The sequence below is a fragment of the uncultured Intestinibacter sp. genome, assembly GCF_902468165.1.
In the GTDB taxonomy this organism is placed as follows: Bacteria; Bacillota; Clostridia; order Peptostreptococcales; family Peptostreptococcaceae; genus Intestinibacter.
Map to the genome: position 1 here is coordinate 1 of NZ_CABQXJ010000027.1, position 25,419 is coordinate 25,419.

At 30.0% G+C, this 25,419-nt stretch carries 20 protein-coding genes and 1 other annotated feature; all 20 genes read right to left on the bottom strand.

The annotated features are described in order from the left end of the window. Positions 1–51: 51 nt before the first annotated feature. A complete protein-coding gene (gene surE / locus RDX53_RS06615) occupies positions 52–813 on the bottom strand; it encodes a 5'/3'-nucleotidase SurE (RefSeq protein ID WP_195931301.1) in 762 nt (253 codons plus the stop codon). Positions 814–1,120: 307 nt separating this feature from the next. Beyond that, positions 1,121–1,675, bottom strand: a complete 555-nt coding sequence (locus RDX53_RS06620) for a hypothetical protein (protein WP_195931300.1) — start codon at positions 1,673–1,675, stop codon at positions 1,121–1,123. Positions 1,676–1,691: 16 nt separating this feature from the next. Then, a complete protein-coding gene (locus RDX53_RS06625) occupies positions 1,692–2,309 on the bottom strand; it encodes a zinc ribbon domain-containing protein (protein ID WP_195931299.1) in 618 nt (205 codons plus the stop codon). A 109-nt stretch (positions 2,310–2,418) separates the two neighbouring features. Beyond that, positions 2,419–3,069 carry a response regulator transcription factor gene (locus tag RDX53_RS06630; RefSeq protein ID WP_195931298.1) on the bottom strand — a complete coding sequence of 217 codons (651 nt, stop codon included), beginning with the start codon at positions 3,067–3,069 and terminating at the stop codon, positions 2,419–2,421. Positions 3,070–3,084: 15 nt separating this feature from the next. After that, positions 3,085–3,720 carry a hypothetical protein gene (locus RDX53_RS06635; protein WP_195931297.1) on the bottom strand — a complete coding sequence of 212 codons (636 nt, stop codon included), beginning with the start codon at positions 3,718–3,720 and terminating at the stop codon, positions 3,085–3,087. After that, positions 3,710–5,101 carry a cell wall metabolism sensor histidine kinase WalK gene (locus RDX53_RS06640; protein ID WP_295575370.1) on the bottom strand — a complete coding sequence of 464 codons (1,392 nt, stop codon included), beginning with the start codon at positions 5,099–5,101 and terminating at the stop codon, positions 3,710–3,712. Before RDX53_RS06640 ends, RDX53_RS06635 begins: the two co-directional genes overlap by 11 nt. 86 nt (positions 5,102–5,187) lie before the next feature. Then, on the bottom strand, positions 5,188–6,063 hold the full coding sequence (locus RDX53_RS06645) for a polysaccharide deacetylase family protein (protein ID WP_295735015.1): 876 nt from the start codon (positions 6,061–6,063) through the stop codon (positions 5,188–5,190). Between the two features lie 267 nt (positions 6,064–6,330). Further along, a complete protein-coding gene (locus tag RDX53_RS06650) occupies positions 6,331–7,461 on the bottom strand; it encodes a M20 family metallopeptidase (RefSeq protein WP_195931294.1) in 1,131 nt (376 codons plus the stop codon). 22 nt (positions 7,462–7,483) lie between these two features. Then, positions 7,484–8,908 (bottom strand): Na+/H+ antiporter NhaC family protein, encoded by a 1,425-nt coding sequence (locus RDX53_RS06655; protein WP_307993882.1) that lies wholly within the window; start codon positions 8,906–8,908, stop codon positions 7,484–7,486. A gap of 184 nt (positions 8,909–9,092) precedes the next feature. Continuing rightward, positions 9,093–9,299 (bottom strand) — a binding site (T-box leader). Between the two features lie 155 nt (positions 9,300–9,454). Further along, the gene (locus RDX53_RS06660; protein ID WP_295575365.1) at positions 9,455–10,168 is read right to left on the bottom strand and encodes an HAD family hydrolase; all 714 of its coding nucleotides are present in this window, start codon (positions 10,166–10,168) and stop codon (positions 9,455–9,457) included. A gap of 25 nt (positions 10,169–10,193) precedes the next feature. Then, positions 10,194–11,123: an LD-carboxypeptidase gene (locus RDX53_RS06665; protein ID WP_307993883.1), complete on the bottom strand. Its 930-nt coding sequence runs from the start codon at positions 11,121–11,123 to the stop codon at positions 10,194–10,196. A 182-nt stretch (positions 11,124–11,305) separates the two neighbouring features. Continuing rightward, entirely contained in the window at positions 11,306–12,808 is a 1,503-nt protein-coding gene (glpK, locus tag RDX53_RS06670; protein WP_195930723.1) for a glycerol kinase GlpK, read from the bottom strand. 246 nt (positions 12,809–13,054) lie between these two features. Then, entirely contained in the window at positions 13,055–13,213 is a 159-nt protein-coding gene (locus RDX53_RS06675; RefSeq protein ID WP_195930722.1) for a hypothetical protein, read from the bottom strand. 15 nt (positions 13,214–13,228) lie between these two features. After that, positions 13,229–15,997, bottom strand: coding sequence for a magnesium-translocating P-type ATPase (mgtA, locus tag RDX53_RS06680; protein ID WP_195930721.1), 2,769 nt, complete (start codon positions 15,995–15,997; stop codon positions 13,229–13,231). 191 nt (positions 15,998–16,188) lie between these two features. After that, the gene (locus tag RDX53_RS14115; RefSeq protein WP_195930720.1) at positions 16,189–16,689 is read right to left on the bottom strand and encodes a winged helix-turn-helix domain-containing protein; all 501 of its coding nucleotides are present in this window, start codon (positions 16,687–16,689) and stop codon (positions 16,189–16,191) included. Positions 16,690–16,703: 14 nt separating this feature from the next. Then, the gene (gene mgtA / locus RDX53_RS06690; RefSeq protein ID WP_195930719.1) at positions 16,704–19,361 is read right to left on the bottom strand and encodes a magnesium-translocating P-type ATPase; all 2,658 of its coding nucleotides are present in this window, start codon (positions 19,359–19,361) and stop codon (positions 16,704–16,706) included. 136 nt (positions 19,362–19,497) lie between these two features. Beyond that, positions 19,498–20,739, bottom strand: a complete 1,242-nt coding sequence (glyA, locus tag RDX53_RS06695; protein WP_195930718.1) for a serine hydroxymethyltransferase — start codon at positions 20,737–20,739, stop codon at positions 19,498–19,500. A gap of 201 nt (positions 20,740–20,940) precedes the next feature. Then, the gene (locus RDX53_RS06700; protein ID WP_207743847.1) at positions 20,941–22,131 is read right to left on the bottom strand and encodes a M20 family metallopeptidase; all 1,191 of its coding nucleotides are present in this window, start codon (positions 22,129–22,131) and stop codon (positions 20,941–20,943) included. A gap of 185 nt (positions 22,132–22,316) precedes the next feature. Beyond that, positions 22,317–23,870 (bottom strand): AbgT family transporter, encoded by a 1,554-nt coding sequence (locus tag RDX53_RS06705; RefSeq protein ID WP_331606917.1) that lies wholly within the window; start codon positions 23,868–23,870, stop codon positions 22,317–22,319. Between the two features lie 39 nt (positions 23,871–23,909). Further along, positions 23,910–25,127 carry an amidohydrolase gene (locus RDX53_RS06710; RefSeq protein ID WP_307993884.1) on the bottom strand — a complete coding sequence of 406 codons (1,218 nt, stop codon included), beginning with the start codon at positions 25,125–25,127 and terminating at the stop codon, positions 23,910–23,912. Positions 25,128–25,419: the final 292 nt, after the last annotated feature.

Here is a 25,419-nt window from a genome sequence, read left to right on the forward strand (position 1 = left end):
TTATGATTATAGTATAATTTTATAAATTATATTTTTATTATATTTTAAATATTATTGTTCTATTCCCAACGCTTTAAGCTCATTTATTCTGTTTGTCTCTGTCATATTTATATGGACTGGAGTTATTGATATATATCCATTTTCAACTGCAAATATATCACTATCTTTGTCTTGTTCTACACTCGCTAAATCTCCACCCATCCATACATATCTTTGACCTCTTATACTTTCTCTATCGTCCATTACATTATTGTATATACGTTTACCTAACTTAGTTATTCTTACTCCTTTTTTGTCTCCTTTTGGGAAATTAACATTTAATATATTCCCACTTAATTTATCTAAATTTCCTTCTAGTTTTTTAACTAATTTTGCTGTATATTGTGCTGCTTCTCTATATTCTTCAGTTGTAACTCTTGATGAATCACAAGAAAGCGCAATAGATGGCTTTCCTTCAATAAGACCTTCAATCGCTGCAGCAACAGTTCCAGAATATATAACATCAGTTCCTAAATTAGGTCCATTATTTATCCCACTTAAAACTAAATCTATCTCTATATCTCTTAATATCGATTCAATTCCTACTTTTACACAATCCGCTGGTGTTCCTGATGTTGAATAAGATTCAACATTTTCTGCTATAAATTCATCATTTATTAAAATAGGTTTGTGAAGAGTTATTGCGTGTCCACTTGCACTTCTCGGACTATCCGGTGCAACTACGTATGTATTTGCTATTTTTGATATTTCTTCTGCTAAGATTTTTATTCCTTCTGCATTTATTCCATCATCATTTGATATAAGTATATTCATTTTATTCTCCTTATTTTTAATCTATTTTAAAATTTTATAATCATTATTTTGTTATCATTATACTATAAACATTTCAAATCTGCATAAATACTTATTCATAAACTAGCTTTATATGTTTTATCAAAATAAAAATAAATATGTATATTTTTATTTCATATGGTAATAATACTACCTATAACAGTTGCTTTCCTTAATAAACGCTTTGAGCGTTGACCAAATTTTAATTATAACTTAAACAAAAAATCAGATAGATATCTATCTGATTTTTTATCTTAATTTACCTAATTTATATCTTTAATATAAGTTTTTAATAGTTTACTTCTACTTGTGTATCTCCCTCAACTTTATACAATATATGCCCTTGTGAATCACACATATTAATCACAACATAAGGATATTCTCCTCTGCTATGATACCAAGCTATAACTTCATTAAATAATGTATCTGGAACTTCACCAAATAGCTCTATTCCAAATCTAGTTGCATCTAGTTCCTCTTCTGGCACAGTCAAGTCCTGCCTAAATATATCTATAGTTATAGCACCATTATAAATATCATATTGCACATATGTGTCCTCATCTTCTAATACTCCGACCAACTCTTCTGTTAGAGATTCGAGTTGTGAATCATAAGTTTTTTGTTCTATTTGTTGTACTGCATTATTCGCCATATCCTTAAAGTCATCTGAAAAAATAATACTTTCTACAAAATTAATTAATTTTGCAAATAAGAATATGAATATAGCTATAATTACAAAAAGTACTACTAAAACTGTAACTATCCCAGCTACATTACTCTTCTGATTATTATTATTTTGGTTGTTATTATTTTCGTTGTTATTATTTTCTTGATTATCGCTCATAATATCACCTTACTTTTTAATAATCATATATATATCGAGCATCTTCCATAACCTCATCAATAAGTGTATTTTTCATAAACTTACTTTGCGGAACTCCATTAAATTCTAATGCATATGCCTCAAAGTGATTATCATCATATAGTTTAAATTGTAAACAGCAACTTGTGTCTTTATCATAATATGAAAATGTCCCTTCAAACTCCACAACATCAAATCCATCATCTGATACAAAATAGTACCACTTAGTATTATCGAAATAATTTTCAAATGCAGTTCCTATCGTTGTATAACCATCTTCTTCAGGATAATCAAAAAAATGTCCATTTTTTACAGTTGAAATTTCTTCACTCATACCCGAATTAACACCAATTGCACTTATTATAACTACTATAGTTATTACTACTAAACAAACACTTATAACAATTTTAAATATATTTTTATTTTTAGGTTGTTCATTTATATTATTAACTTCTTTGGGGCTTTGATTGTAATCATTTTCATTTTGTTTATTTAAAGTATCTTTTTCTTGAGTGGTTTCAGAGTCACTTACATTCTGGTTTTGTAGGTTATCACCACAAGCACTACAGAATTTACTATCACTAGGTACGTCACTCCCACATTTTTTACACTTCATAAAAACTCCCCCTCATATTAAAATATATAACTATTTGTTAGTTCTTATGATATAATTTCCCCATAATAAAAACTCCTTTATAGCAATTTATGCCATAAAGGAGTTTTTATTATTCTTCCAATCTATAACCTACTTTAAATACAGTCTTTATATTATTTTTCAAGTCGAGTTTTTCTCTGATGCGTTGAATATGGATATCTACAGTTCGTGTCTCTCCACCATATTCAAATCCCCAAACTCTATCTAATATCTGATCTCTAGATAAAGCCATATTTTTATTTTGCAATAGTAAAATTAATAATTCGTATTCTTTTACTGTAAGATACACTTCTTTATCATTTAATTTAACACTTCTTTGTTTTGTATCTACTTCTATATTTTTAAACTTTATATAATTATTATTTTTATTGTATCTTCTTAAGACTACTTCTATTCTAGCTAATAACTCTATTGTTTCAAATGGTTTTATAATGTAGTCATCGGCTCCTAGTCTTAAGCCCTTTACCCTATCTAATACTGATTCTTTTGCAGTCACAAATATAACTGGTATACCATGTTTTTTTATTTTTTCAATCAACGAGAATCCATCTATCCCCGGTATCATAACATCTAATAAAATTAAATCTACCTTTTGTTTTTCTAAAAATTCTTGTGCTATGATACCATCTTCAGCTGAAAACACTTCATAGCCAACTAGTTGTAAGTTTATTGATATTAAATCTCTAATAGGTGCTTCATCTTCCACTACTAATATTTTCATTAAAAAGTCTCCTTTTTATGGATTTCTGACATACCTAGTGATAAATTTTCCTGTAATTGAAATATCTATTTCAAATCTATCTTCTGGATTATTTTTATTGACAAAAGTACAAATTTGATTTCCGTCAATATTATAATTCATATTATTTGTATCTAATTTATAAATATTTAAATCAAATCCCAATGCTTCTACAAAATTTTCTACAATATCTAAAACTTCATATTGATTTAGTAATGTAGTATTTAGTTTATTATCTCCTTGATTAAAATCTCTGCTAACATATATATTATTTATCTGTTTATTTATAGTGTTTATTTCTATACCACATGATAAATTTGGACTAGACCAGCTTATATTCCAGTAGTACGATTCAGCTTGTCTATCATTTTTATATAAGTTGACATACATTTTATTATCTTCTTCACTCAGATCATTTCCCAGGATATTACCTATATAGTACTTGGCTATTTTTATAGCTTCATTTCTATTTACTAAATTACTACTTTCAGTTTGCGTTTCATTATAGCCACTTATATCATCTTGGTTGTATAGTACATTTTCTTTAAATGGATAAGAATTTGTTATATTAAACATTGAAAATAAGCCAATTAAAATAACTACTAATGCCAGAATTATTATTTTAGATTTCATTAAAATAATTCTCCTTATCAAATTCTAAAATCACTGTTGTTCCAATGTCTAACTCACTTTCTATATTAAGTAAAATATTGTGCATGCAACAAATTTCATTACATATAGAAAGGCCTAATCCTATCCCGTTGTTCTTTCTTGTTCTAGCTTTATCAACCATATAAAATGGCTCTAGTATTTTGTCCAAATCTTCTTTTGGTATTCCTATTCCATAATCAATAATCTTTAATATATATTTATTATTTTTATAATTTCCACTTATGTTTATAGTAGAAGATACATTGCTAGCTTTTATACTGTTATCTATAAAATTAGTAAGTAAAACTTCTAGTAGTTCTTTGTCTGCCAATATATATACATCTTCTATTTTTATATTTAAGTGTATATCTTTTTTCTCAAGCTTATATCTTAGTATATTTTCCACACTATTTAGCGTTTCTCTAAGATTTACTTTTCCAAAACTTTTTTTCCTTTCTCTTATTAAAGTTAATTTTAATAAGGTAGAGTTTAAAGTTTCAAGTCGTTTAGCTTCAGAATTTATATATTTGTAAGCTTTTATTTTTATTTCTTCACTTACATTACCTTTTAATAAAAGTTCTGAATAGCCTATAATTGATGTAATCGGTGTTTTTATTTCATGATTTAAACTGTCTATAAATCTTTGTTTTGATTCATTTAAATATTTTAATTCATCTATATTGTGTTCAATAACGTCTATCATAAGATTAAAATTATGCTCTAATACTCCTATCTCATCATTTTTTTTGCTTTCTACTACCCTTATATCATATTTACCTTTTGCTATATCTTTAGATATATCGCTTAAAGTTCCCAAAGGCTTAGTCAATTTTTTAGATATTATATACATACCTATAGAAAGTATAGTAAGTATTATAAAATCAATAATTATAAAAAATTTGTAGTTATTAAGCCTTTCTTCGTAAACCTGCTGTATATTTTTAGATATAATTAATTTAAAATTTCTATTTTCTAAGTTTACAATTGAACTTACAAATGCATACTTTTTATTATTTATAGTTCTTATAATAAAATATTTTTGGCCTTTTTTAGCTTGTAAAATTTCTTGCCTATCCCCCGATACTTTGTTTTTTAAATCAGATGATATTTCCTTATTTCCCATAGAATATAGCTCTGTGTTGTATTGTTCTACATTATTAAGTGAATATCCATTGATGATTATATCCATCCAGTTTTTTATGTTAGACTCACTATCTACATCTATATTCATAAGGTAATCTGAATTTAAATACATAACTGATTCTACATTTAAAGATTTATACATTAAAGATTTTATTGCATTGTTCAGATTTTCACTATGAATTTTCTCTATTAATATTATTCCTCCACCGTTAAATAGCAACAGGAACAATATTAAGGAGTATAGAAATATCTTTTTCCAAAACTTCATTTTATCACCAGTTATTCTTTAATTTTAATTATTATATATTATACTAAAGTTCTGAATTCATATCCATTATCTTTGAAATATTTTATTATAGATGGTAAAGCTTTAACTGTTTCTTCTTTTCCGTATGTGTCGTGCATTAATAGTACTACCATTTCTTTTCCTTGAGCAGTTTTTATAGCAAAATCAACTAATTGTTGTGCGTTTTTCTTTGGACCTTCAGCATCAGCATTTAGAGCATTCCAATCTATAGATGCTATTTTATTTTCATTTAAATAATCTTTTAATGGGTCCATGTTTTTCCATGACATATATCCACCTGGGCATCTCATTACATGTGTAGTAAAGTTTTCACCTAATATAGATTTTAATAATTTATCGTTTTTTTCATAATCTGCTTTGAAAGCTTCCATATCTAAATTGCGACCTGGGTATAATAATTTAAAATCATGGCTATAAGAGTGATTTGCTATTGCATGTCCACTATTAAATTCTTGTCTTACTAAATCTTTAGCAGTTTCTCCCCCATTTTCTATATTAGATCCTGTTAAAAAGAATGTTGCTTTTATATTATTTTCTTTTAAAATTCTTAATACTTCTGGTGTATTTGTCTTTGATGTCCCATCATCAAAAGTTAAAAATACTACCTTTTTGCCATCATTTGTGTAATCATGATTATTTAATTTTTCTTGTACTTTTTTTGCATCATAAGTGTATTTTTTACCCTCTTCATTAACCCCTATTATTGGTTTCTTTGCTTCTGCCTCTTCTTGTTCTTTTTTTTGTTGTGCAATGGCTTGGTTAACTTTTATATTGTGTTTTTCTATCATTTTTGCGAATGTTACACTTCCACCCCATATTACAACTCCACTAATACCTAAAACTATTGCTATTTTTTTTAAATTAAATCTTCTCATCTCAATCTCTCCTTGGTGTTAAATTATCTTGTGTAATTATAATAATCTATAGGGGTATACATTCTGATAATAACTTGTTTCAAAGTTGTAAAATATGAATTTTTTATACTGGAAATAAATTACTTATACATTGTAACTTTGATACCTGATTAATCTATAACTTATTATTTGATACTTAAATATGCTCAATCTTTTAAATAACGCAAAAAAACCGTGGCATAATTGCCACGGCTCTATATAAAACCAAATCTGTAAATATCTATATTACTATCTTGATAAATCAACTTTTCCAAGTAAAACATCATATCCTGTATAAGCAAGTGCCATTGCCCCAGTAAGTAGTCTCTCATGTCCTAATTCAGAAACTGTCGCCTGTGCTAATTCCACAGTGTGACCTGGTGCTGGACAAGCTGATACTTGTATATATGGGTGGATTGTAGGTACTTTATGACTTATGTTACCTATGTCACTTGAACCAGATGATTTTGGAGGTGCTATCTCAGTTATTCCAAGCTCTCTTAAATTTTGATTAAATGCTTCAGATAAGTTTTCATGAGTTACTAAATTATCATTAGGGAACTCATATCTTTCCATTTCTAAAGTTGCACCTGTCATAAGTGCTGCACCTTGAGCTATATTTTTAACTTTAGTAAGAATATCGTCTAAAGTTTCTTTAGTTGCTGCTCTAAAATAGAATTGAGCAACTGCTTCATCTGGAACTATATTTGCTGCAACTCCACCTTTTACTATTATTCCGTGCATTCTAACATCTGGAGTTACATGTTGACGAAGTGCATCAATACCGTTGAATAATTGTATTACACTATTAAGCGCATTTACACCATTTTGTGGACAACTTGCAGCATGTGCAGTTTTTCCTTTGTATCTAAATTCTAATGGATAAAGTGCTTGTGTTGTTCCACTTTTCATATTTACATCACTTGGATGAACAAGCATTGCAACATCAAGTTCATCAAATATACCTTCTTCTGCAAATACAACTTTTGCTCCGTTTGTTTCTTCTGCTGGAGTACCATATACTATGATTTTTCCTCCAATTTCATCTATAACTTTACTTAAAGCTATACCTGCAGCTGACGACATAACACCTATCATATTATGACCACAACCATGTCCTATTTCAGGAAGAGCATCATATTCGCATAAATAACCTATAGTTGCTCCTGGCTTTTTACTATCATATATAGCTCTAAATGATGTTTCTATTCCTAAAAGACCTTTTTCAACAGTGAAGTTGTGTTCTTCTAAAAATGCTATCAATTTTGATGATGATTTAAATTCTTCATTCCCTAATTCAGGATTTGCGTATATATAATCATTTATTTCACACATTTTAGCGTGTAATTTTTGTCCTTCTTGTAATAAAATATCTTTCATATTAATCCCCCTTAAATATATCTTAAGCCCATCCTATTAAAGATGCTATTGTTATAAATGCTATTGCTGTCATAAATAATATTGCTTGAAGTGGTAATATCCATTTTAACCATTTTCCATAAGGAACTCCTGCCATACCTAAGCAAGCTATTAATACACCTGATGTTGGGAACATTGCATTTGAGAATCCATCTCCTAATTGATATATTAAAACACTTAATTGACGAGATATTCCAACTAAGTCACCAAGTGGTGCAAGTATTGGCATAGTAAGTGCTGCTTGTCCTGAACCTGAACTTACGAAGAAGTTTATGAACATTTGGATTACAAACATTATATATGATGCTATTAATGATGGTAATTGACCAACAACATTAGCTAAGTTAAATAATATTGTATCTATTATATTTGCATTTTGAGCTATTATCATTACTGATTTTGCAAGACCTATCATGATAGCTGCTCCTATCATATCTTTTGCTCCATCTGTGAATGCTTCTGCTATTTCGTTTGGTGCTAATTTACCAACTAAACCACTTATAATACCTAATCCTAGGAAAACTGCTGCTATTTGTGGTATCCAAAATTCTAATTTTAAAACTCCATATACTACTAATGCTATAGATGTAAATAATGCAGCTATTATTATTTTATGTCTTAAAGTAAATTCAGTATGTTCTGATTCTGTACTTTTTAATTTTTCACGTTTAACTTGATCATGTTCGAACATTGGACTAAGTTCTGGATTTTTCTTAATTTTCATAGCATAGAACATAACGAATCCACATCCTACAAGAGTTGATACAAACCAAACTAATGTACGGAATTCAACTCCTGAATATAATTGTATCCCTGCTATTGATTGTGCTATACCTACTGTAAATGGATTTAGCATTGCTGCTGAGAATCCAAGGTTACAAGCTAAGTATGTAATTGCTACAGCAACTATACTATCATATCCTAATGCTAGTACTAATGGCATTAAAACTGCTACGAATGCTATTGCTTCTTCACTCATTCCAAATGTCGCTCCACCGATTGAGAACATAAACATTAATATTGGTAAAACTAAAATTTCTTTTCCTTTGAATACGTTTACTATTTTTAAAATACCTAAATCTATAGCTTTAGTTCTTGAAACTATACTAAATGCCCCACCAACGATAAATAAGAATGCTATAATTTCTCCACCTTGAACTATACCTTCAATTGGTGATTGTAATACATCGAATAAACTTTGTGGTTGACTTGCTATTGCTTTATAAGTTCCACTTACAACAACTTCTCTACCTTGATCATTAAGAACTCTATCGTATGCTCCTCCTGGTATTAAATATGTTGCAACTGCTACTAATGCAATAACTACTGCCATAATTACTAATGTATTTGGCATCGAAAATTTCTTTTTCTGTTTAACTTCTTTTTCTTGTGATTGTAATACTTCCATCATTTTTCTCCTTTTTCTGATTTTTCACTTTTTTATAATTATTTTGCTTTACTAAGAAACAAAAAAAGCCTCTTAGTAAATCTACTAAGAGGCGAATTATCGCGGTACCACTCTTATTGGTAAACTTTTTTCTCACAACAAAGTAGACGCTTTTTGATTATTAAAAAAGCCCCTTGGAAAAAATCCAAGAGGCGAAATTACCGCGTTACCACTCTTATTGGTAAGAAAAAACTTACCCACTCAATCTCTTAAGGCGAGAACACCGACTGCCATACTAATTTCCTGCAGTCTTCTCCAAAGCTCTTTTCACAAAAATCTCAATGCTCAGCTTCCACCATCCTGAACTCTCTATAAAATTAATTTATGTTACTCTCTTTTTCGTTGAATTTGTTTTTTAAATTTTGTTTAACTTTATGATTTATTATTATATATAGACTTTTATTTTTTGTCAATATTTTTTGCATAATATTTTTTAAAGTGGAAAATATAATAATTTATTAGAAATTTTTATATTTCATTTTATCAAATAAATGCTAGAGCGTTTATCTACAATATATTTAAAACTTTTTCTGCTATATCATCAAAGTTTCCATTTTCAAATTTATTTATATCTATTTTCTCAGGATTTTCAAGATTATCAGTAATCAAGAAAGTCCTAACCCCCAATTTGCTAACTATCATATCTTCTAATGCATTATTTCCAACCATTATAGACTCTTCAGGTTTTGAATTTATATTTTTAAAAATTTCTTTATAGTATTCTAAATTTGGCTTGCAATAGTGACTATTTTCAAAAGTTGTAATATAGTCAAAATCATCTACACTAAGACCTATCCAATTTAGTCTTGTTTTTATTGCCGCCTTTGGAAATATTGGATTTGTCGCTAAAACTACTTTTAACCCTTTGTCTTTTATAGTTTTTATAAATTCAGCTCTATCTACTTCTTCTTGTAGAGTTTCTTTTACATCGTCAAATTCTTTTTCATAAAACTCCATGAAATCCCCTTCCATTTCGTCGTATTCTTTTTCCATCAACTCTGTAAAAGTAGATTTAAATATATCTCTATTCATTACTTTCCCATCATTTTTGATCATATTTCCCGTTCCATCCCACAATGCTTTTATAAGCATATCTTTATCGTATCCCATTGGAACGAATTTTTTGGATATAAGGTATAAATAAGATTCTATAAATTCCTTTTGATCGAAGGGGATTAATGTTCCATCTAAATCGAATAATACTGTTGTGATTTTTTCCATATTTTCTCCTTAGTTGATATTTATATTATTTATTATCTTCACAATTTGAATAATCAAATCTAACTGTTTTATTAGTAGCGTCTAAATAACACATAGCACCCATTGGAATTGTTCCAACTGGAAGGCAATGTCCACTTTGTAAATTATAAATTGTTGGTTTTTTATATAGTTTTGCTATTTCATCTACTATATCTTCAACTGACCAATCTTCATCTCTGAATTTTCTACAATTATCAAAATCACCAAATATAATACCTTTACAATCTTCAAATTTACCTGCCATGTGTAAGTGGTTTATCATTTTATCTACATTGTAAACATATTCGCTAGTTTCTTCTATAAACAATATTTTATCCTTAGTATTTATTTCATATTCAGTTCCTAGAGATGTATTTATCAAGCTTAAATTTCCCCCAACTATCTCACCTTGACATTTTCCATCATATAAAGTTATTATTTCTTCGCCTTTTGGATTTTCAAAATTTATCTCGCAGTCTGCAGATAAATTTTGAAATACTGACTCTTCCGTATATTCATCCATATCCACAAATCGTCTACCTACTGGTCCATGATAAGTTACTAAATCACATTTTTGATTAAATGCTATATGAAGAGCAGTTATATCAGATAATCCTAAAAATATTTTTGGATTGTTTTTAATAATATCAAAATCTATTAAATCCAATAATCTCGCTGCCCCATATCCACCTCTTATACAAAATACTGCATCTATATCTTTATCTTCAAATGCATCTTGTAAGTCCTTTGCTCTTAAATCGTCTTTTCCTGAAAGATATCCTCTATCTACAGAGTAACAACTTTGATACATTTTTACTTTGTATCCTCTTTCTATTAATGATTTTTCAACATCATCAATATTGACTTCACGCAAATGCCCTGAAGGAGCGATGACACCTATTGTATCACCTTTTTTAAGTCTTTTTGGCAATATCATAATACTAATCCTTTCATTTAAAAACCCTATGGATTTATTCCATAGGGATATTTTTTATATAAACTACTATACTATTATAATATTAACTTTATCTTAAATACGTTAATATTTAGCAATACTCTTTTTCAACCTTTATATTTATAAAGGCTTATTTTTAACTTATATATTTATCTATATCAAACTTAAATTTCGTCTTCTTTTGCCCATCCATATGAACATCCGACTGCCTTGTGCCAGCCCTTTATCTTTTTAGTTCTATTTTCTTCACATATTTGAGGAGTAAATACTTTATCTATCTCCCAGTTTTTAATAACTTCTTCTTTACTTTTCCAATATCCTACTGCTAATCCTGCTAGATATGCAGCTCCCATAGCTGTAGTTTCAACACATCTTGGACGCTTTACTGGAGCATTTATTATATCTGATTGCATCTGCATTAATAAGTTATTTTGGCTTGCTCCTCCGTCAACTTTTAATGATTCTAATTCTATTTTTGAGTCGACTTTCATAGCTTCCAAAACGTCATTTACTTGGAATGCTAGCGATTCTAAAGTTGCACGAACTATGTGATATTTGTTTACTCCACGAGTTAAACCTACTATTGCACCTCTTGCATATTGATCCCAATGTGGTGCACCAAGCCCTGTAAATGCAGGTACTACATAACATCCATTAGTATCCTCTACCATATTTGCCATATGTTCAGAATCTGCTGCTGATTCTATTATTCTAAGCTCATCTCTAAGCCATTGTATAGCAGCTCCAGCTACAAATATCGAACCTTCTAGTGCATAGTTTACCTTTCCATCAAGTCCCCATGCTATAGTTGTAACAAGACCATTTTCTGAATAAACTGGTGTCTCACCTGTATTCATAAGCATAAAGCAACCTGTTCCAAATGTATTTTTAGCCTCACCAGCATTAAAACAAGTTTGTCCAAATAAAGCAGCTTGTTGGTCTCCTGCTGCCCCTGATATTGGGATTTCCCCTCCTAAGAATGAGTGATCACAATATCCATATATTTCACTAGATTGTTTTACTTCTGGCAATATACATTTTGGAATATTTAATTCAGCTAAAATTTCGTCATCCCATTTTAATTCTTTAATATTAAAAAGTAAAGTTCTAGATGCATTTGAGTAATCTGTAACATGTACTTTGCCTTTAGTTAATTTCCAAATTAGCCAAGTCTCCACCGTTCCAAATAATAAATCTCCGTTTTCTGCCTTTTCTCTAGCACCTTCTACATTGTCTAATATCCATTTTAATTTTGTTCCAGAAAAATAAGCATCTACTATAAGACCTGTCTTTTCTCTAAATTTCTCTGTAAGTCCTTTTTCTTTTAATTTATCACAGTATTGAGAAGTTCTCCTACATTGCCATACTATTGCATTGTATATTGGCTCACCTGTATTTTTATCCCAAACTATTGTCGTCTCTCTTTGATTAGTTATTCCTATAGCAGCTATATCATTTGCAGTTGCATCGATTTTTGCCATAGCTTCTACAGCAACACCAAGTTGAGATGACCATATTTCATTTGCATCATGCTCAACCCAACCTGGCTTCGGAAAATATTGAGTGAATTCCTTTTGTGCTACACTAATTATTTGACCTTTTTTATTAAATAATATACACCTGTTACTAGTTGTCCCAGCATCCAGTGCCATAATATACTTACTCATCGTTATCTCCTCTCATATTTTCTTTTATTAAAAAAATATATTTATTATAAATCCGTTGTAATTTATCTATAAAACTTTTATGATTTGAATAAGTTGTATGTATTTTAATAAATCGTACCTATATATATTATTATAGTTTACAAAATATGTCCATTATATCAAAAAAACTGACTACTATTAAATAGTAACACATTTAATAAACAAAAAGAGAGTCCGAAAATTTTCCGAACTCTCAAAAAAATAATTTTATTTTTCAATAGCATTTAAAGGCTTCATACTCCAAAATACTACATTCATCAATATTACTATAATTATAATTATCAGTAAGCAAACCCAAAAGCCCATGTTAATTCCAAATAACTCTGTTGTATTAAAAAGTGTATTCCACATATTATTCCAATTCATTTTAACATACCTCCTCTATAACAATTCCCCAAAATGACGCACATAAGCTTTCTTTATACTAGTTGCCAATAACATGTACGCTATTATACATGGTATTAGGTAAGCAAAATAAGCGCCTGGTAATGAAACAAAGCCTAGTATTGTTCCAAGTGGTGTAAATGGTATAACTGTTAATACTATAATTCCAGTTAAGGTTAATAAACTCACAGGTAATGATGCACTGCTTTCAATAAATGGTAGCTTTGGTGTACGAATCATATGAATAACAAGTGTTTGACTCCACATTGATTCTACAAACCAACCAGCTTGGAACATAGCTATATAGTTAAATTGCATTTGCATTAACTCTGCTCCACTATATACACTTGCTAAATCATTATATAATACTCCATGTGATACAAATATTGGACAAAATACAAAGTACATAAAAATATAAGTTGTAAAGTCAAATATTGAACTTACTGGTCCCATCCACATCATAAATTTACCTACTGAAGACGCATCCCATTTTCTAGGAACCTTAATAAATTCCTCGTCTACATTATCCCATGGAATAGCTGTACATGATAAATCATATATTAAATTTAAACATAAAAGATGTATACTCATCATTGGTAGAAATGGCAATAATGCTGATGCTGCTAAAACAGAAAACATATTTCCAAAGTTAGATGATGCAGTCATTTTAATGTATTTAATCATATTTGCATATGTCTTTCTACCTTCAATGATTCCTTCTTCTAATACCATCAAATCTTTTTCTAATAGTACAATGTCTGCTGATTCTTTTGCTACATCAACTGCTGTATCAACAGAAATTCCTATATCTGCACATTTCATTGCCGCTGCATCATTGATTCCATCTCCCATAAAACCAACTGTATGTCCATTTTGACGAAGAACAGTTACAACTCTCGATTTTTGATCCGGCGTTAATTTTGCAAATACATCTGTTGTTTCTGCTATATTTGCTAACTCTTCATCTGACATGCGATTTATATCTGAACCAAGTAGCATATTTCTTACTTCTAATCCTACTTGTTTACATACAGTACGTGTTACTTTATCATTATCTCCAGTTAAAATTTTTGTTGCAATTCCATATTCTTTTAACGTACGTATTGCATCAGCCGTAGATTCTTTTGGTGGGTCTAAGAATGCAAGATATCCTAATAATACCATCTCACATTCATCTTTTACTCCAAAAGCTCCAACTGGTGATGGATTGCTTTTTTGTGCAATTCCAAGAACTCTAAATCCCTTCTCATTTAAATCATCAACTGTTTTTATAATTTTTTTACATAGTGAATCTGTCAAGTTTTGAACTTTTCCATCAAACTCAACATATGAGCAAATTGATAGCATCTCTTCAATTGCGCCTTTCGTAACCATTTGTGTTTTACCATTTATATCTTCTACAACAGTAGATAAACGTCGGCGATTAAAATCAAAAGGTATTTCATCTACTTTTTTATAGTGATTAGAAAGATTAATTAATTCCCTATTTTTAGTTTCTGCTTCTTCAGTTTTTTCAATAATAGCTAAATCCATTAAATTTTTATATCCTGTTTGGAAATAACTATTTAGATAAGCATGACGAAGCACACGCATATCTTCATCTCCATTTATATTAAGATGATATTCTAAAACTACTTTGTCTTGTGTTAAGGTTCCTGTTTTATCAGTACATAATACATCTATAGCCCCAAAATTTTGAATAGAATTTAAATTTTTAACTATAGTTTGTTTTTTACTCATTGCCACTGCCCCTTTTGCAAGGCATGTTGTCACTATCATTGGTAACATCTCTGGTGTTAATCCAACTGCTATAGAAATAGCAAACAAAAATGCATTTAACCAATTCCCTTTTGTTATTCCATTTATAAAGAATACAACAGGAACTAAAATCAACATAAAGCGAATAAGTACCCAAGAAACAGCATTTACACCTTTTGTAAAACTAGTTTCTACCGCTTCTTGTGCAACTGATACTGTCATTGATCCAAACAAAGTAGAATCTCCTACAGAAACCACAACAGCTGTAGCAGTTCCTGAAATAACATTGCTTCCCATAAAAGCAATATTATTATATTCTGTAATATTTTCATTTTTTTCTTGGATATTTCCTAATTTCTCAATAGGCTCACTTTCCCCAGTTAAACTAGCTTGGCTCACAAATAAATCTTTTGATTCTATAATACGTACATCTGCAGGTATCATATCACCAGCTGATAAATAGACTATATCCCCTACTACAACTTCCTCAAGTTTTATTTCTTGTTTTTGCTCTTTTCTTGTAACTGTACAAGTTGTTGTAATCATATCTAATAACTTTTCTGCTGCATCACCACTTCTAGATTCTTGTACAAATCGAAGTGTTCCAGAGATAACGACCATTGTCACAATTATTACTACTGTTAAACAATTAAATTCATCTGGATTACTTCCAAATAGCGAAAAATAAGGTAGTATCATATCTGTTACACATGATACAAGTGCTAGACAAAATAAAATTATTGTAAAAGGATTTACAAATGCATCTGCAAGTCTAGAAAATAAAGATTTTTTCTTTTCTTTTGTTATCTTATTTGTTCCATATTTATGGCGGTGTTTTGATACATTTTCAGTATCTAATCCTATTAATGTTGTTTCTAAAGAGTCTAATACTGTTTTTATTGGTTGAGTTGCCGCAAAATGAATGCGACTTTCTTGTTCTTTTTTTACGATTTGATTTTCTGTTACTTTATTAGTAGCTATATTGTTTTTTATCATTTTTTTATTCATCGTAATTACCTCCTTTTTAAGAAGCAATCCGATATATTAATATTTCACCGGGTTGCTATATTGTTTTTTCTCTTACCATCAGGGTCCATTTATATTCTCCCTCCTTTCTGATTTACAACTAAAAGTATAAGAAAAAAATGCAAGTAATTCCATTGCGAAATTCTTGCATTTTTCTTGCGATGTATTCAGTTTTATAAATCATCATTAAATTTATATCCTATTCCCCAAATCGTCAAAATATATATTGGTGCATCTGGATTTGGCTCTATCTTTTTTCTTAATTTCCTTATAAAAGCCATAATATTACTGTCATCTAGCAGGTATTCACTATCCCACACAGCTTGATAAATCTGCTCTTTTGTTAGAACTTCACCTCTATTTTTTACAAGAAATAATAAAATATCATATTCTTTAGGAGTTAGTGAAATTTCTTGAGTATTACAAAGAACTCTTCTCTCTTTAGGTCTTATTGTAAGATCCCCAATCTCTATAACATCAAAGCAATGTTCTTCATAAACAGTATCATCGTCTATCTCTAACATTAAACTATTATTACTTCCATCTAATAACCCTTCTATACCTTCTTTAAATTCATCTATATTACCTACATCTAGTGGTGCAGCCTTTAATTTTTCTAAAAGCCAACTAGCTAGAGAAGAAGTTAAATTAGCAAATTCAATTTTCTTTTTCATTTAAACTCCCCCCCTTATATTAATTCCTTATATTTTTTTACATACCATGATTTTGCAATACTTACTAATGATATATAAAGCAATACAACTAGTAGTAAAAATGCAAAATAGCTTAAAGGCATTTTTGTAAGACCTACAAAACGTCCAATTGGTATTATAGTCATAATGGTAAATAGAATAATTCCTATAATAGTAACTAAAATAACTGGTTTGGCTGGTTTACTTTGTATAAATGGTATTTTCTTTGAACGCAATGAATATAAAATCAAAACTTGAGACCACATTGATTCCAAAAACCACCCTGTTTGGAACAATGTAATAAATGTTTGTTGTGACTCATGATTTAGACTTGTAAATGTCCCTCCACTTATTGTTGGACATAACCATAAGAATAAAAATGCAAATGTTGTTAAATCAAAAATTGTACTAATTGGTCCAAAAAACAACATAAATCGCCCTAAAGTTTTGCCCGACCAATCTCTTGGCTTGCAATATAATTCCTCATCAACATTATCCCATGGAAGAATCAAACATAAAACATCATATAATAAATTTAAAAGTAATAATTGTATCGAAGTCATTGGGAAAAACGGAAGTAAAACACTTGCAATAACTACAGCTAATATATTACCAAAATTAGAAGATGCAGTAATACGAATATACTTACTCATATTTACAAAAACTTTACGGCCTTCTAATATTCCTTCTTCTAAAACATTTAAATCCTTTTTTAATAATATTACATCTGCAGCTTCTTGTAATGCCTCTGTTGCCCCTTCTGCTGATATTCCAACGTCTGATTGCAATATGGCATGTAAATCATTCATTCCATCTCCCAAAAATCCTACTGTATGCCCATTTTCTTGTAAAATTTTAATTATTTTTGCCTTTTGCTTAGGAGATAATTGTGCAAATATTGTTGTCTTTTCGCATAATATTGATAACTCATCATCTTTTAACTCAGATAGTTTTTCTCCAACGATTACGTTATCTGTATCTAAGTTTAGTCGTCTACAAACTGATAAAGCAACCCTTTCGCTATCTCCTGTTAAAACCTTAATAGGTACATTCAATTTTTTTAATTGTTCTATTGCTTCTTGTGCACTTTTTTTAGGAGCATCAAAAAATGTTAAATACCCAAGTAGTATTAAATCATTTTCATCATCTGGCATAATATACTTTTTATTAATATTTTTATAAGCAACAGCGATGACCTTCATCCCATCTTCTTGCATTTCATCAATAATATGATGAACACTTTGTATATCCATGGGATAAACTTCACCTCTATATTCAGCATATGTACATTTTTTGCATACTGTCTCAACATCGCCTTTTACAATCAATAAATTTTTATTATTTAAATTCGATTTTTCATTTATGTTATTTTCACACAATACGCTAACATATTTTCTATTATAATCAAATGGTAACTCGTCCAATTTCTTATACTTCTTTAATAGTTCTAAATAATTAAAATTCGGCATTCTTTCAACATGGCAAATCGCATCATCTAAATGATTTTTAACACCTGTATGATATAGACTATTTAAATAAGCATACTCTAATACTTGTTTGTTTTCATTTCCCAAAATATCTATATAATATTCTAAAACTATTTTATCTCCAGTTAATGTTCCTGTTTTGTCGACACAAAGAACATCCATACTTCCAAAGCCCTGCATTGCATTAATATTTTTTACAATGGTATCCTTTTTCCCCATAACAGAACTTCCCTTTGCAAGGCAGGCATTTATGACCATAGGAAGCATCTCCGGTGTTAATCCTACTGCTACTGATAATGAAAATAAAAATGCTGATAGCCAGTTACCTTGAACTAATCCACATGAAATAAATACAAAAGGTACTAAAATAGCAATAAATTTAATTAATACACCTGCTATCGAATTTGCCCCCTTGTCAAATCCATTCTTGCGAATATTTACATCTCTACTAATTTCTCCATAAACAGTTTCTTTGCCTACTGCTAGTACAATTCCTTCTCCAATTCCACCAATAACTAAAGAGCCTGAAAAAACAATATTGTTGTAATCATTTAAACTTATACTTTCTTTTTTATCTACTATGTCAGTATTTTTTTCAATTACTATGCTCTCTCCAGTTAACATAGATTGAGAAATAAATAGTTCATTAGACTTTATAAGTCGTATATCTGCTGGTATTCTATCTCCAGCATAAAATTTCACTCTATCTCCCACAACTAATTCATTTGATGAAATTTCTTGCCACTTTCCATTTCTGCGTGTCTGAACATTTATATTAATAAGTTCAATCAATGAATCAACCGCTTTTTTTGAACGCATTTCTTGTATAAATCGTACAAATCCACTAATTAAGAATATTATAACTAGCATTAAACAAGTTGTTGCGTTACGCCTATAGTTAGAAGTAAATATCACATCAGTAAAAAAAGAAACTAAAATTAAAACTAATAAAATCATACTGAAAAGATTATTAAAAGATCTAAAAAATCTATATAAAGTAGTTTCTATTTTCTTATCATCAATATTCAGACCGTATATATCTCTATTAAAACGAACTTGTTGTTGATTATACCCATCATCACTTATATTAAAATCCTTATACATTTGTGAAATATCTTTCTTAGCATATTCACTAACACGACTTTGAATCTGACTTCCCGTTTTCATAAACTTCACCTCCTTTTTTATTGTATCATGCTTGATAAAATTAAATTCTTGCTTTTTTCTTGTTTAAACATAAAAATACTCCCTCCTAGCAAATATATTTATCTGCAAAAAGGGAGATTTTATAGTCTCAAGATTTTTAGTCCATTAAATTATATTCCTCATATAATGGATATTTTTTAGTAAGACCTATTACTAATTCTCTAGCTTTGTCTTGATTTTTATGAGTTAAGCATAAATCTATAGCTTCTGCAATTACTTCCATATCTTCTTCTACCATACCTCTTGTTGTTACTGCTGGTGTACCTATTCTTATACCACTTGTAACATTTGCTCCGTATGGGTCGTTTGGTATAGCATTTTTATTTACTGTTATATATGCTTCATCTAGTAGTTTTTCTGCTTCTTTTCCTGTTATATTTTTATTTGTGAAATCTAATAGTAGTAAGTGGTTGTCAGTTCCTCCACAAACTAATTTAAAATCTCTTTTATCTAATTCTTCTGCTAACTTTTTAGCATTTTTTACAACTTGAGTTTGATAAGATTTAAATTCAGGTTGTAGTGCTTCTTTAAAGCAAACTGCTTTTGAAGCAATTATATGTTCAAGTGGACCACCTTGTATTCCTGGGAATACGGCTTTGTCGATTGCTTTTGCGTATTTCTCTTTACAAATTATAACTCCACCACGAGGCCCTCTCAATGTTTTATGTGTTGTAGTAGTTACAAAATCTGCAACTTCTACTGGATTTTGATGAAGACCAGCAGCCACAAGACCTGCTATATGGGCCATATCTACCATTAAATAAGCCCCTACTTCATCTGCTATCTCTTTAAATTTTTTAAAATCTATTTCTCTAGGGTATGCACTCGCCCCAGCAACTATCATTTTTGGTTTAACTTCTAATGCAGTTTTTCTAACTTCATCATAATCTATTTTTCCATCTTCTCCTACACCATATTCAGTAAAATCAAAGTACTTCCCTGATATATTAACCGGTGAACCATGAGTTAGGTGACCACCTTGAGATAAATTCATCCCCATTACTTTATCCCCTGGTTTAAGCATTGCAAAATAAACTGCTAAGTTTGCATTAGCACCTGAATGTGGTTGGACATTTGCATGTTCTCCACCGAATATTTCTAAAAGTCTATCTATAGCTAATGTTTCTATCTCATCTATATATTCACATCCACCATAATATCTTCTACCACTATATCCTTCTGCATATTTATTAGTTAAATGACTCCCCATTGTCTCCATAACTGGAACTGAAACTATATTTTCTGAAGCAATTAGCTCTATGTTTCTTTGTTGTCTTTCTAATTCCCTCTTCATACTTGCATATATTTCAGGATCTGAAGCTTTTAAATTCTCAAACATCTTATCCTCCTATATGTAACCCCTTTAAGTTCTTATTTTGACATATATTAGATAGTTTATAGAGAATTTTTACACTTTATAAACCTCTATATTTAAATAAATTTTGTCAAAATATTATAGTATTCAGTATATCAATTTTAATATTTCAAAACAATTGTAAAGTCTAATTTATATGTTTTTATATTTTATTATATAAGATAATTATTTTTCATATTTATTTAAAAAATCAATTGCATATTGAGCATATAATGCAGTACCTATTTCTAAACTATCTTCATCTATTGCAAATCTTCCATTGTGATGGGCATAACAACATTGCTTTTCATCATTTTTGCATCCTACAAATGCTAATGCTCCTGGAATTTGTTCTAAATAAAAACAGAAATCTTCTCCACCTGTAACTTTTTCAAATTGGTAGTTTCCATCTTTGCCTAGTATTTTTTCAACAGAGGCTTGTCCAATTTCTGAGCATCTCTCGTCGTTTACTACTGCTGAACCTGCAAAGTCGTATTCTAATGTTGCTGTTGCTCCAAATGCCTCAGCAGTGTTTTTTATTATTCTCTCCATTTTTATAGGAAGTTGTTTTCTAAGCTCAGGGTCAAAACATCTAGTCGTTCCTTCCATACGACCCTCTTCCGCTATAACGTTTAATCTAGTTCCTGAATGTAATAATCCTATTGAAAGAACTAACGGATTATGCGGTCTTGTCTCTCTACTTACTAATGTCTGTAAGTTCATAACTATTGCAGAACTTGCAACAACAGCATCTATACAGTTTTCTGGTTGTGAACCGTGTCCACCCTTACCTTTTACATCTATATAGAACCAATCTGTTGATGCCATTCTTGGCCCAGCTTCTAGTGAAACTTTACCTACAGGAATTTGTGCCCATATATGTATTGCAAATATACTGTCGACACCGTCAATTGCTCCATCTCTTATCATTGCAGGTGCACCTTTTGCGTTTTCTTCTGCTGGTTGGAATATTAATCTAACTGTACCGTTTATTTGATCTCTCATTCCATTAAGTATTTTTGCTGCTCCTAAAAGCATCGCCATATGTGAATCGTGTCCACAAGCATGCATATTTCCATCTATTTTTGATTTAAAATCACACTCTGTAAGTTCTTCAACTGGTAGTGCGTCCATATCTGCTCTTAATGCTATCGTCTTTCCTGGTTTGCTTCCTTTTATATCAGCTATAACACCAGTCCCTCCAGCACTTACATATTCTATCCCCATTTTTTCTAATTCTTCTTTTATTTTTTTACTAGTTTCAAATTCTTCTAAACTAAGCTCTGGGTATTGGTGAAAATGTCTTCTAAGAGATATAACATAATCTCTATATTCTCTTGCCAATTCTTTTATATCCACTTTTAATATTGCCTCCATTTTTTATACCTCATTTCCTAAATCAATTTTGCTATAATAATTCTTCTTTTTTAATTATACATATATTATCTGTTGATTAAATTATATTTTTGTTAAATTGAATTAAAGAGCTATCTCAAATCTGATATAGCTCTTTAAAATGTAATAAGTATTCTAATTTTAAGTTTATAAATCAGATTAATTTCCTACATAGTCATATATATGCTTCCACCGATTCCTAATGGCAAGTTAAATACTATAAACACTAGTAGTAATAATATCCAAGCTATTGCAAATACCAATGAATATGGTAACATAGCCGACATAATTGTACCGATTCCCATGTCTTTGTCATATTTTTTAGCATATGCAAGTATAACTGGGAAATATGTAAATATAGGAGATATTGGGTTAGTTATTGAATCCCCTATTCTATATGCCATTTGAGTTAATGCTGGTGAATAACCTAATAACATAAACATCGGCACAAATATTGGTGCCATTATAGCCCATTTTGCAGACATACTTCCAACAAATAAGTTTATTACACCTGAGAATAAAACAAATGCAATTATTAATGTTGGACCTGTTAATCCGACATTTTCTAACCACTCTGCACCGATTATCGCAAGTAATGAACTTAAGTTAGATGCGTTGAATAATGCTAAAAATTGTCCAGCTGCAAAAGCTAATACTATGTAAGAACCCATCCCTGAAATTGAATCATATAATAATGCTGCAACATCTTTATCACTTTTGATTTTTCCTGCAACAACACCATATACAACACCAGGTATAAAGAATAATAATGTTATAAGTGGTACCATACCATCCATTAGTGTTGAATTTGATGATACTAATGAACCTGTCTCTGTATCAGCCATAAATGCATTTGGCCCTATACATAATGCTACTACTATTACAACAAATACTAATACACTTAATCCTGCATATTTTAAAGCTTTCTTTTCTTTAACTGTAACTTCTGCTGTTGCATCATATCCAGTATCTTCATATGGAGTTCCATCAAAACGAGGTGCTATATATCTTTCAGTTACAAATGTACCTACTACTGTTAATAATACAGATGATGCACATAAGAAATAGTAGTTCATCGCTGGTGTACTTGTATATGATGCCTCTATGATTTGTGCTGCTGGTATAGTAAATCCTGCAACTAATGCATCTGACATTGATATTATTATATTAGCAGAGAAACCTGCAGCAACACCTGCATAAGCTGCAAACATACCTGTTAATGGATGTCTACCTATTCCTAAATATATTAATGCTGCTAACGGTGGGAATACAACAAACCCTGCATCTGCAACACAGTTTGCTACTATCCCTACTAATATAGTAGTTGCTGTAACAAGTTGTGGCGGTATTTTACCCGCAAATGATTTTAATAATGATTCCATCATACCAACTTTTTCAGCAAGTCCTGCACCAAGCATCGTAACTAAAACTAATCCTAATGGCGCAAAGCTTGTAAAGTTACTAACTACATTTTTTAAAAATAATTGCATTTGTTCTTTTGATAATAAGTTTACTGCTGCAACAGTTTCGCCAGTACCTGGGTGAACCGCTGTAACACCTGAATTAGCTACTATAGCTGATATCCCTATAATTAAAAACCATAAAATAACAAATATAGTTACTGGGTCAGGCAATTTATTCCCCACTATTTCGACCCTATTTAAAAACCTCATAAATAAACTTGGTTTTTTTACAACTTCTTTCTCTTTTCTTAATTCCAAATGTACTTCTCCTCTTATATATAAAATAATTTTCATTTATTAAAATGCTATCATTTCAAATTCCAAATCATCACTTTCATCATTTTCTTGATTTAAATAATCTATAGCAACTTGAGCTAAAGTTTGTGCTAAGTTCTTCATATTTCTATCTTCCCATTTAAACTTAGAGTTGTGATGTAGTATTGGATTTTCTTCATCTTCTGCCATTCCTACAAATACAAATGATGCAGTTCTTTCTTGTGCAAAAAATGCAAAGTCCTCTCCACCCATACTCGGTGCTGGAATTTCAAATACATTTTCACTTCCTACTACTTTTTTAGCAGATGCTTCTATTATATCTGTCGCTTCGTTGTCATTTATTAGCGGTGGGAATTGTCTTATAAATTCAAATTCATAAGTTGCACCTTGTGACTCGACAATACCTTTTACGAGTTGCTCCATCATTTTTTCTGCAAAATCTCTAGTTTCGTTGTTTAATGTTCTTACAGTTCCTTGGATTACTGCCTCTGTTGGTATAGCATTGTGACATTCACCTGCATGAACATTGCAACAAGATATTACAAGTGGATTTGTTGGATCATTTTTTCTACTTACTATCGTTTGTAATGCACTTATAATTTGAGCCATTACTGGAACTGGGTCAACACTTGCATGAGGTACTCCACCATGACCGCCTTTTCCGATTATTTTTATAGTAAATATATCTGGTGATGCCATTAAAGCTCCATGTCTAACTCCTATTTTTCCTTCTTTAATAGCTCCCCATAGATGTCCACCAAACACTGCATCGACATTTTCTAAAACGCCTTCTTTTATCATAGGTAATGCCCCACCTTCAACTTCTTCAGCTGGTTGGAATATTAATTTTACATCACCATGTAGCTCATCTTTCATCTCATTTAACATCATTGCAACACCTAAAAGACTTGCTGTGTGTCCATCGTGACCACATGCGTGCATTACGCCTGGAACTTTTGACTTAAATTCAAAATCTGTTTCTTCATTGATACTTAACGCATCTATATCTGCTCTAAGTGCTACAGTTTTTCCAGGATGTTCACCTTTTATTAAGCCTACAACACCTGTTTTTGCAACATTTCTAGTAACTTCAATTCCTAAATTTTCAAGCTCAGTTGCTATTAATTTAGAAGTTTCATACTCTTGAAATCCCAATTCTGGATTCATATGAAGTTGATGTCTAATATCATAAACTCTTTTATGATGTTTTTCCCATAACTCATTTAGTTTTTGATTCATAAATGTCCCCCTAAAATGTTTATTTTTAATTAAATTTTAATTTTATATTTAAATTTATATACTATTATAAATTATTGTATTTGACTTTAAAATGTCAGTAAAATGTCCTTAATTAGACAAATATCACCTAATTTTTCTTAACTTCGATATATTATTTTATCTTTATCTATATTTAAATTATTGAAAATACTGTAACTTAAGATTTAGATTTTATTTTTTATATTATTTGTATAAACTTTACATTTGTATATAAAATCATAATTTCATTATACATTTGTAAATATTTATAAAT

Bases quoted from the DNA above. Each gene is read 5' to 3' on its own strand.
- surE (WP_195931301.1), bottom strand. From the start codon at position 813: ATGAATATACTTATATCAAATGATGATGGAATAAATGCAGAAGGAATA.
- RDX53_RS06620 (WP_195931300.1), bottom strand. From the start codon at position 1,675: ATGAGCGATAATCAAGAAAATAATAACAACGAAAATAATAACAACCAA.
- RDX53_RS06625 (WP_195931299.1), bottom strand. From the start codon at position 2,309: ATGAAGTGTAAAAAATGTGGGAGTGACGTACCTAGTGATAGTAAATTC.
- RDX53_RS06630 (WP_195931298.1), bottom strand. From the start codon at position 3,069: ATGAAAATATTAGTAGTGGAAGATGAAGCACCTATTAGAGATTTAATA.
- RDX53_RS06635 (WP_195931297.1), bottom strand. From the start codon at position 3,720: ATGAAATCTAAAATAATAATTCTGGCATTAGTAGTTATTTTAATTGGC.
- RDX53_RS06645 (WP_295735015.1), bottom strand. From the start codon at position 6,063: ATGAGAAGATTTAATTTAAAAAAAATAGCAATAGTTTTAGGTATTAGT.
- RDX53_RS06650 (WP_195931294.1), bottom strand. From the start codon at position 7,461: ATGAAAGATATTTTATTACAAGAAGGACAAAAATTACACGCTAAAATG.
- RDX53_RS06655 (WP_307993882.1), bottom strand. From the start codon at position 8,908: ATGGAAGTATTACAATCACAAGAAAAAGAAGTTAAACAGAAAAAGAAA.
- RDX53_RS06660 (WP_295575365.1), bottom strand. From the start codon at position 10,168: ATGGAAAAAATCACAACAGTATTATTCGATTTAGATGGAACATTAATC.
- RDX53_RS06665 (WP_307993883.1), bottom strand. From the start codon at position 11,123: ATGATATTGCCAAAAAGACTTAAAAAAGGTGATACAATAGGTGTCATC.
- glpK (WP_195930723.1), bottom strand. From the start codon at position 12,808: ATGAGTAAGTATATTATGGCACTGGATGCTGGGACAACTAGTAACAGG.
- RDX53_RS06675 (WP_195930722.1), bottom strand. From the start codon at position 13,213: ATGAATTGGAATAATATGTGGAATACACTTTTTAATACAACAGAGTTA.
- mgtA (WP_195930721.1), bottom strand. From the start codon at position 15,997: ATGAATAAAAAAATGATAAAAAACAATATAGCTACTAATAAAGTAACA.
- RDX53_RS14115 (WP_195930720.1), bottom strand. From the start codon at position 16,689: ATGAAAAAGAAAATTGAATTTGCTAATTTAACTTCTTCTCTAGCTAGT.
- mgtA (WP_195930719.1), bottom strand. From the start codon at position 19,361: ATGAAAACGGGAAGTCAGATTCAAAGTCGTGTTAGTGAATATGCTAAG.
- glyA (WP_195930718.1), bottom strand. From the start codon at position 20,739: ATGTTTGAGAATTTAAAAGCTTCAGATCCTGAAATATATGCAAGTATG.
- RDX53_RS06700 (WP_207743847.1), bottom strand. From the start codon at position 22,131: ATGGAGGCAATATTAAAAGTGGATATAAAAGAATTGGCAAGAGAATAT.
- RDX53_RS06710 (WP_307993884.1), bottom strand. From the start codon at position 25,127: ATGAATCAAAAACTAAATGAGTTATGGGAAAAACATCATAAAAGAGTT.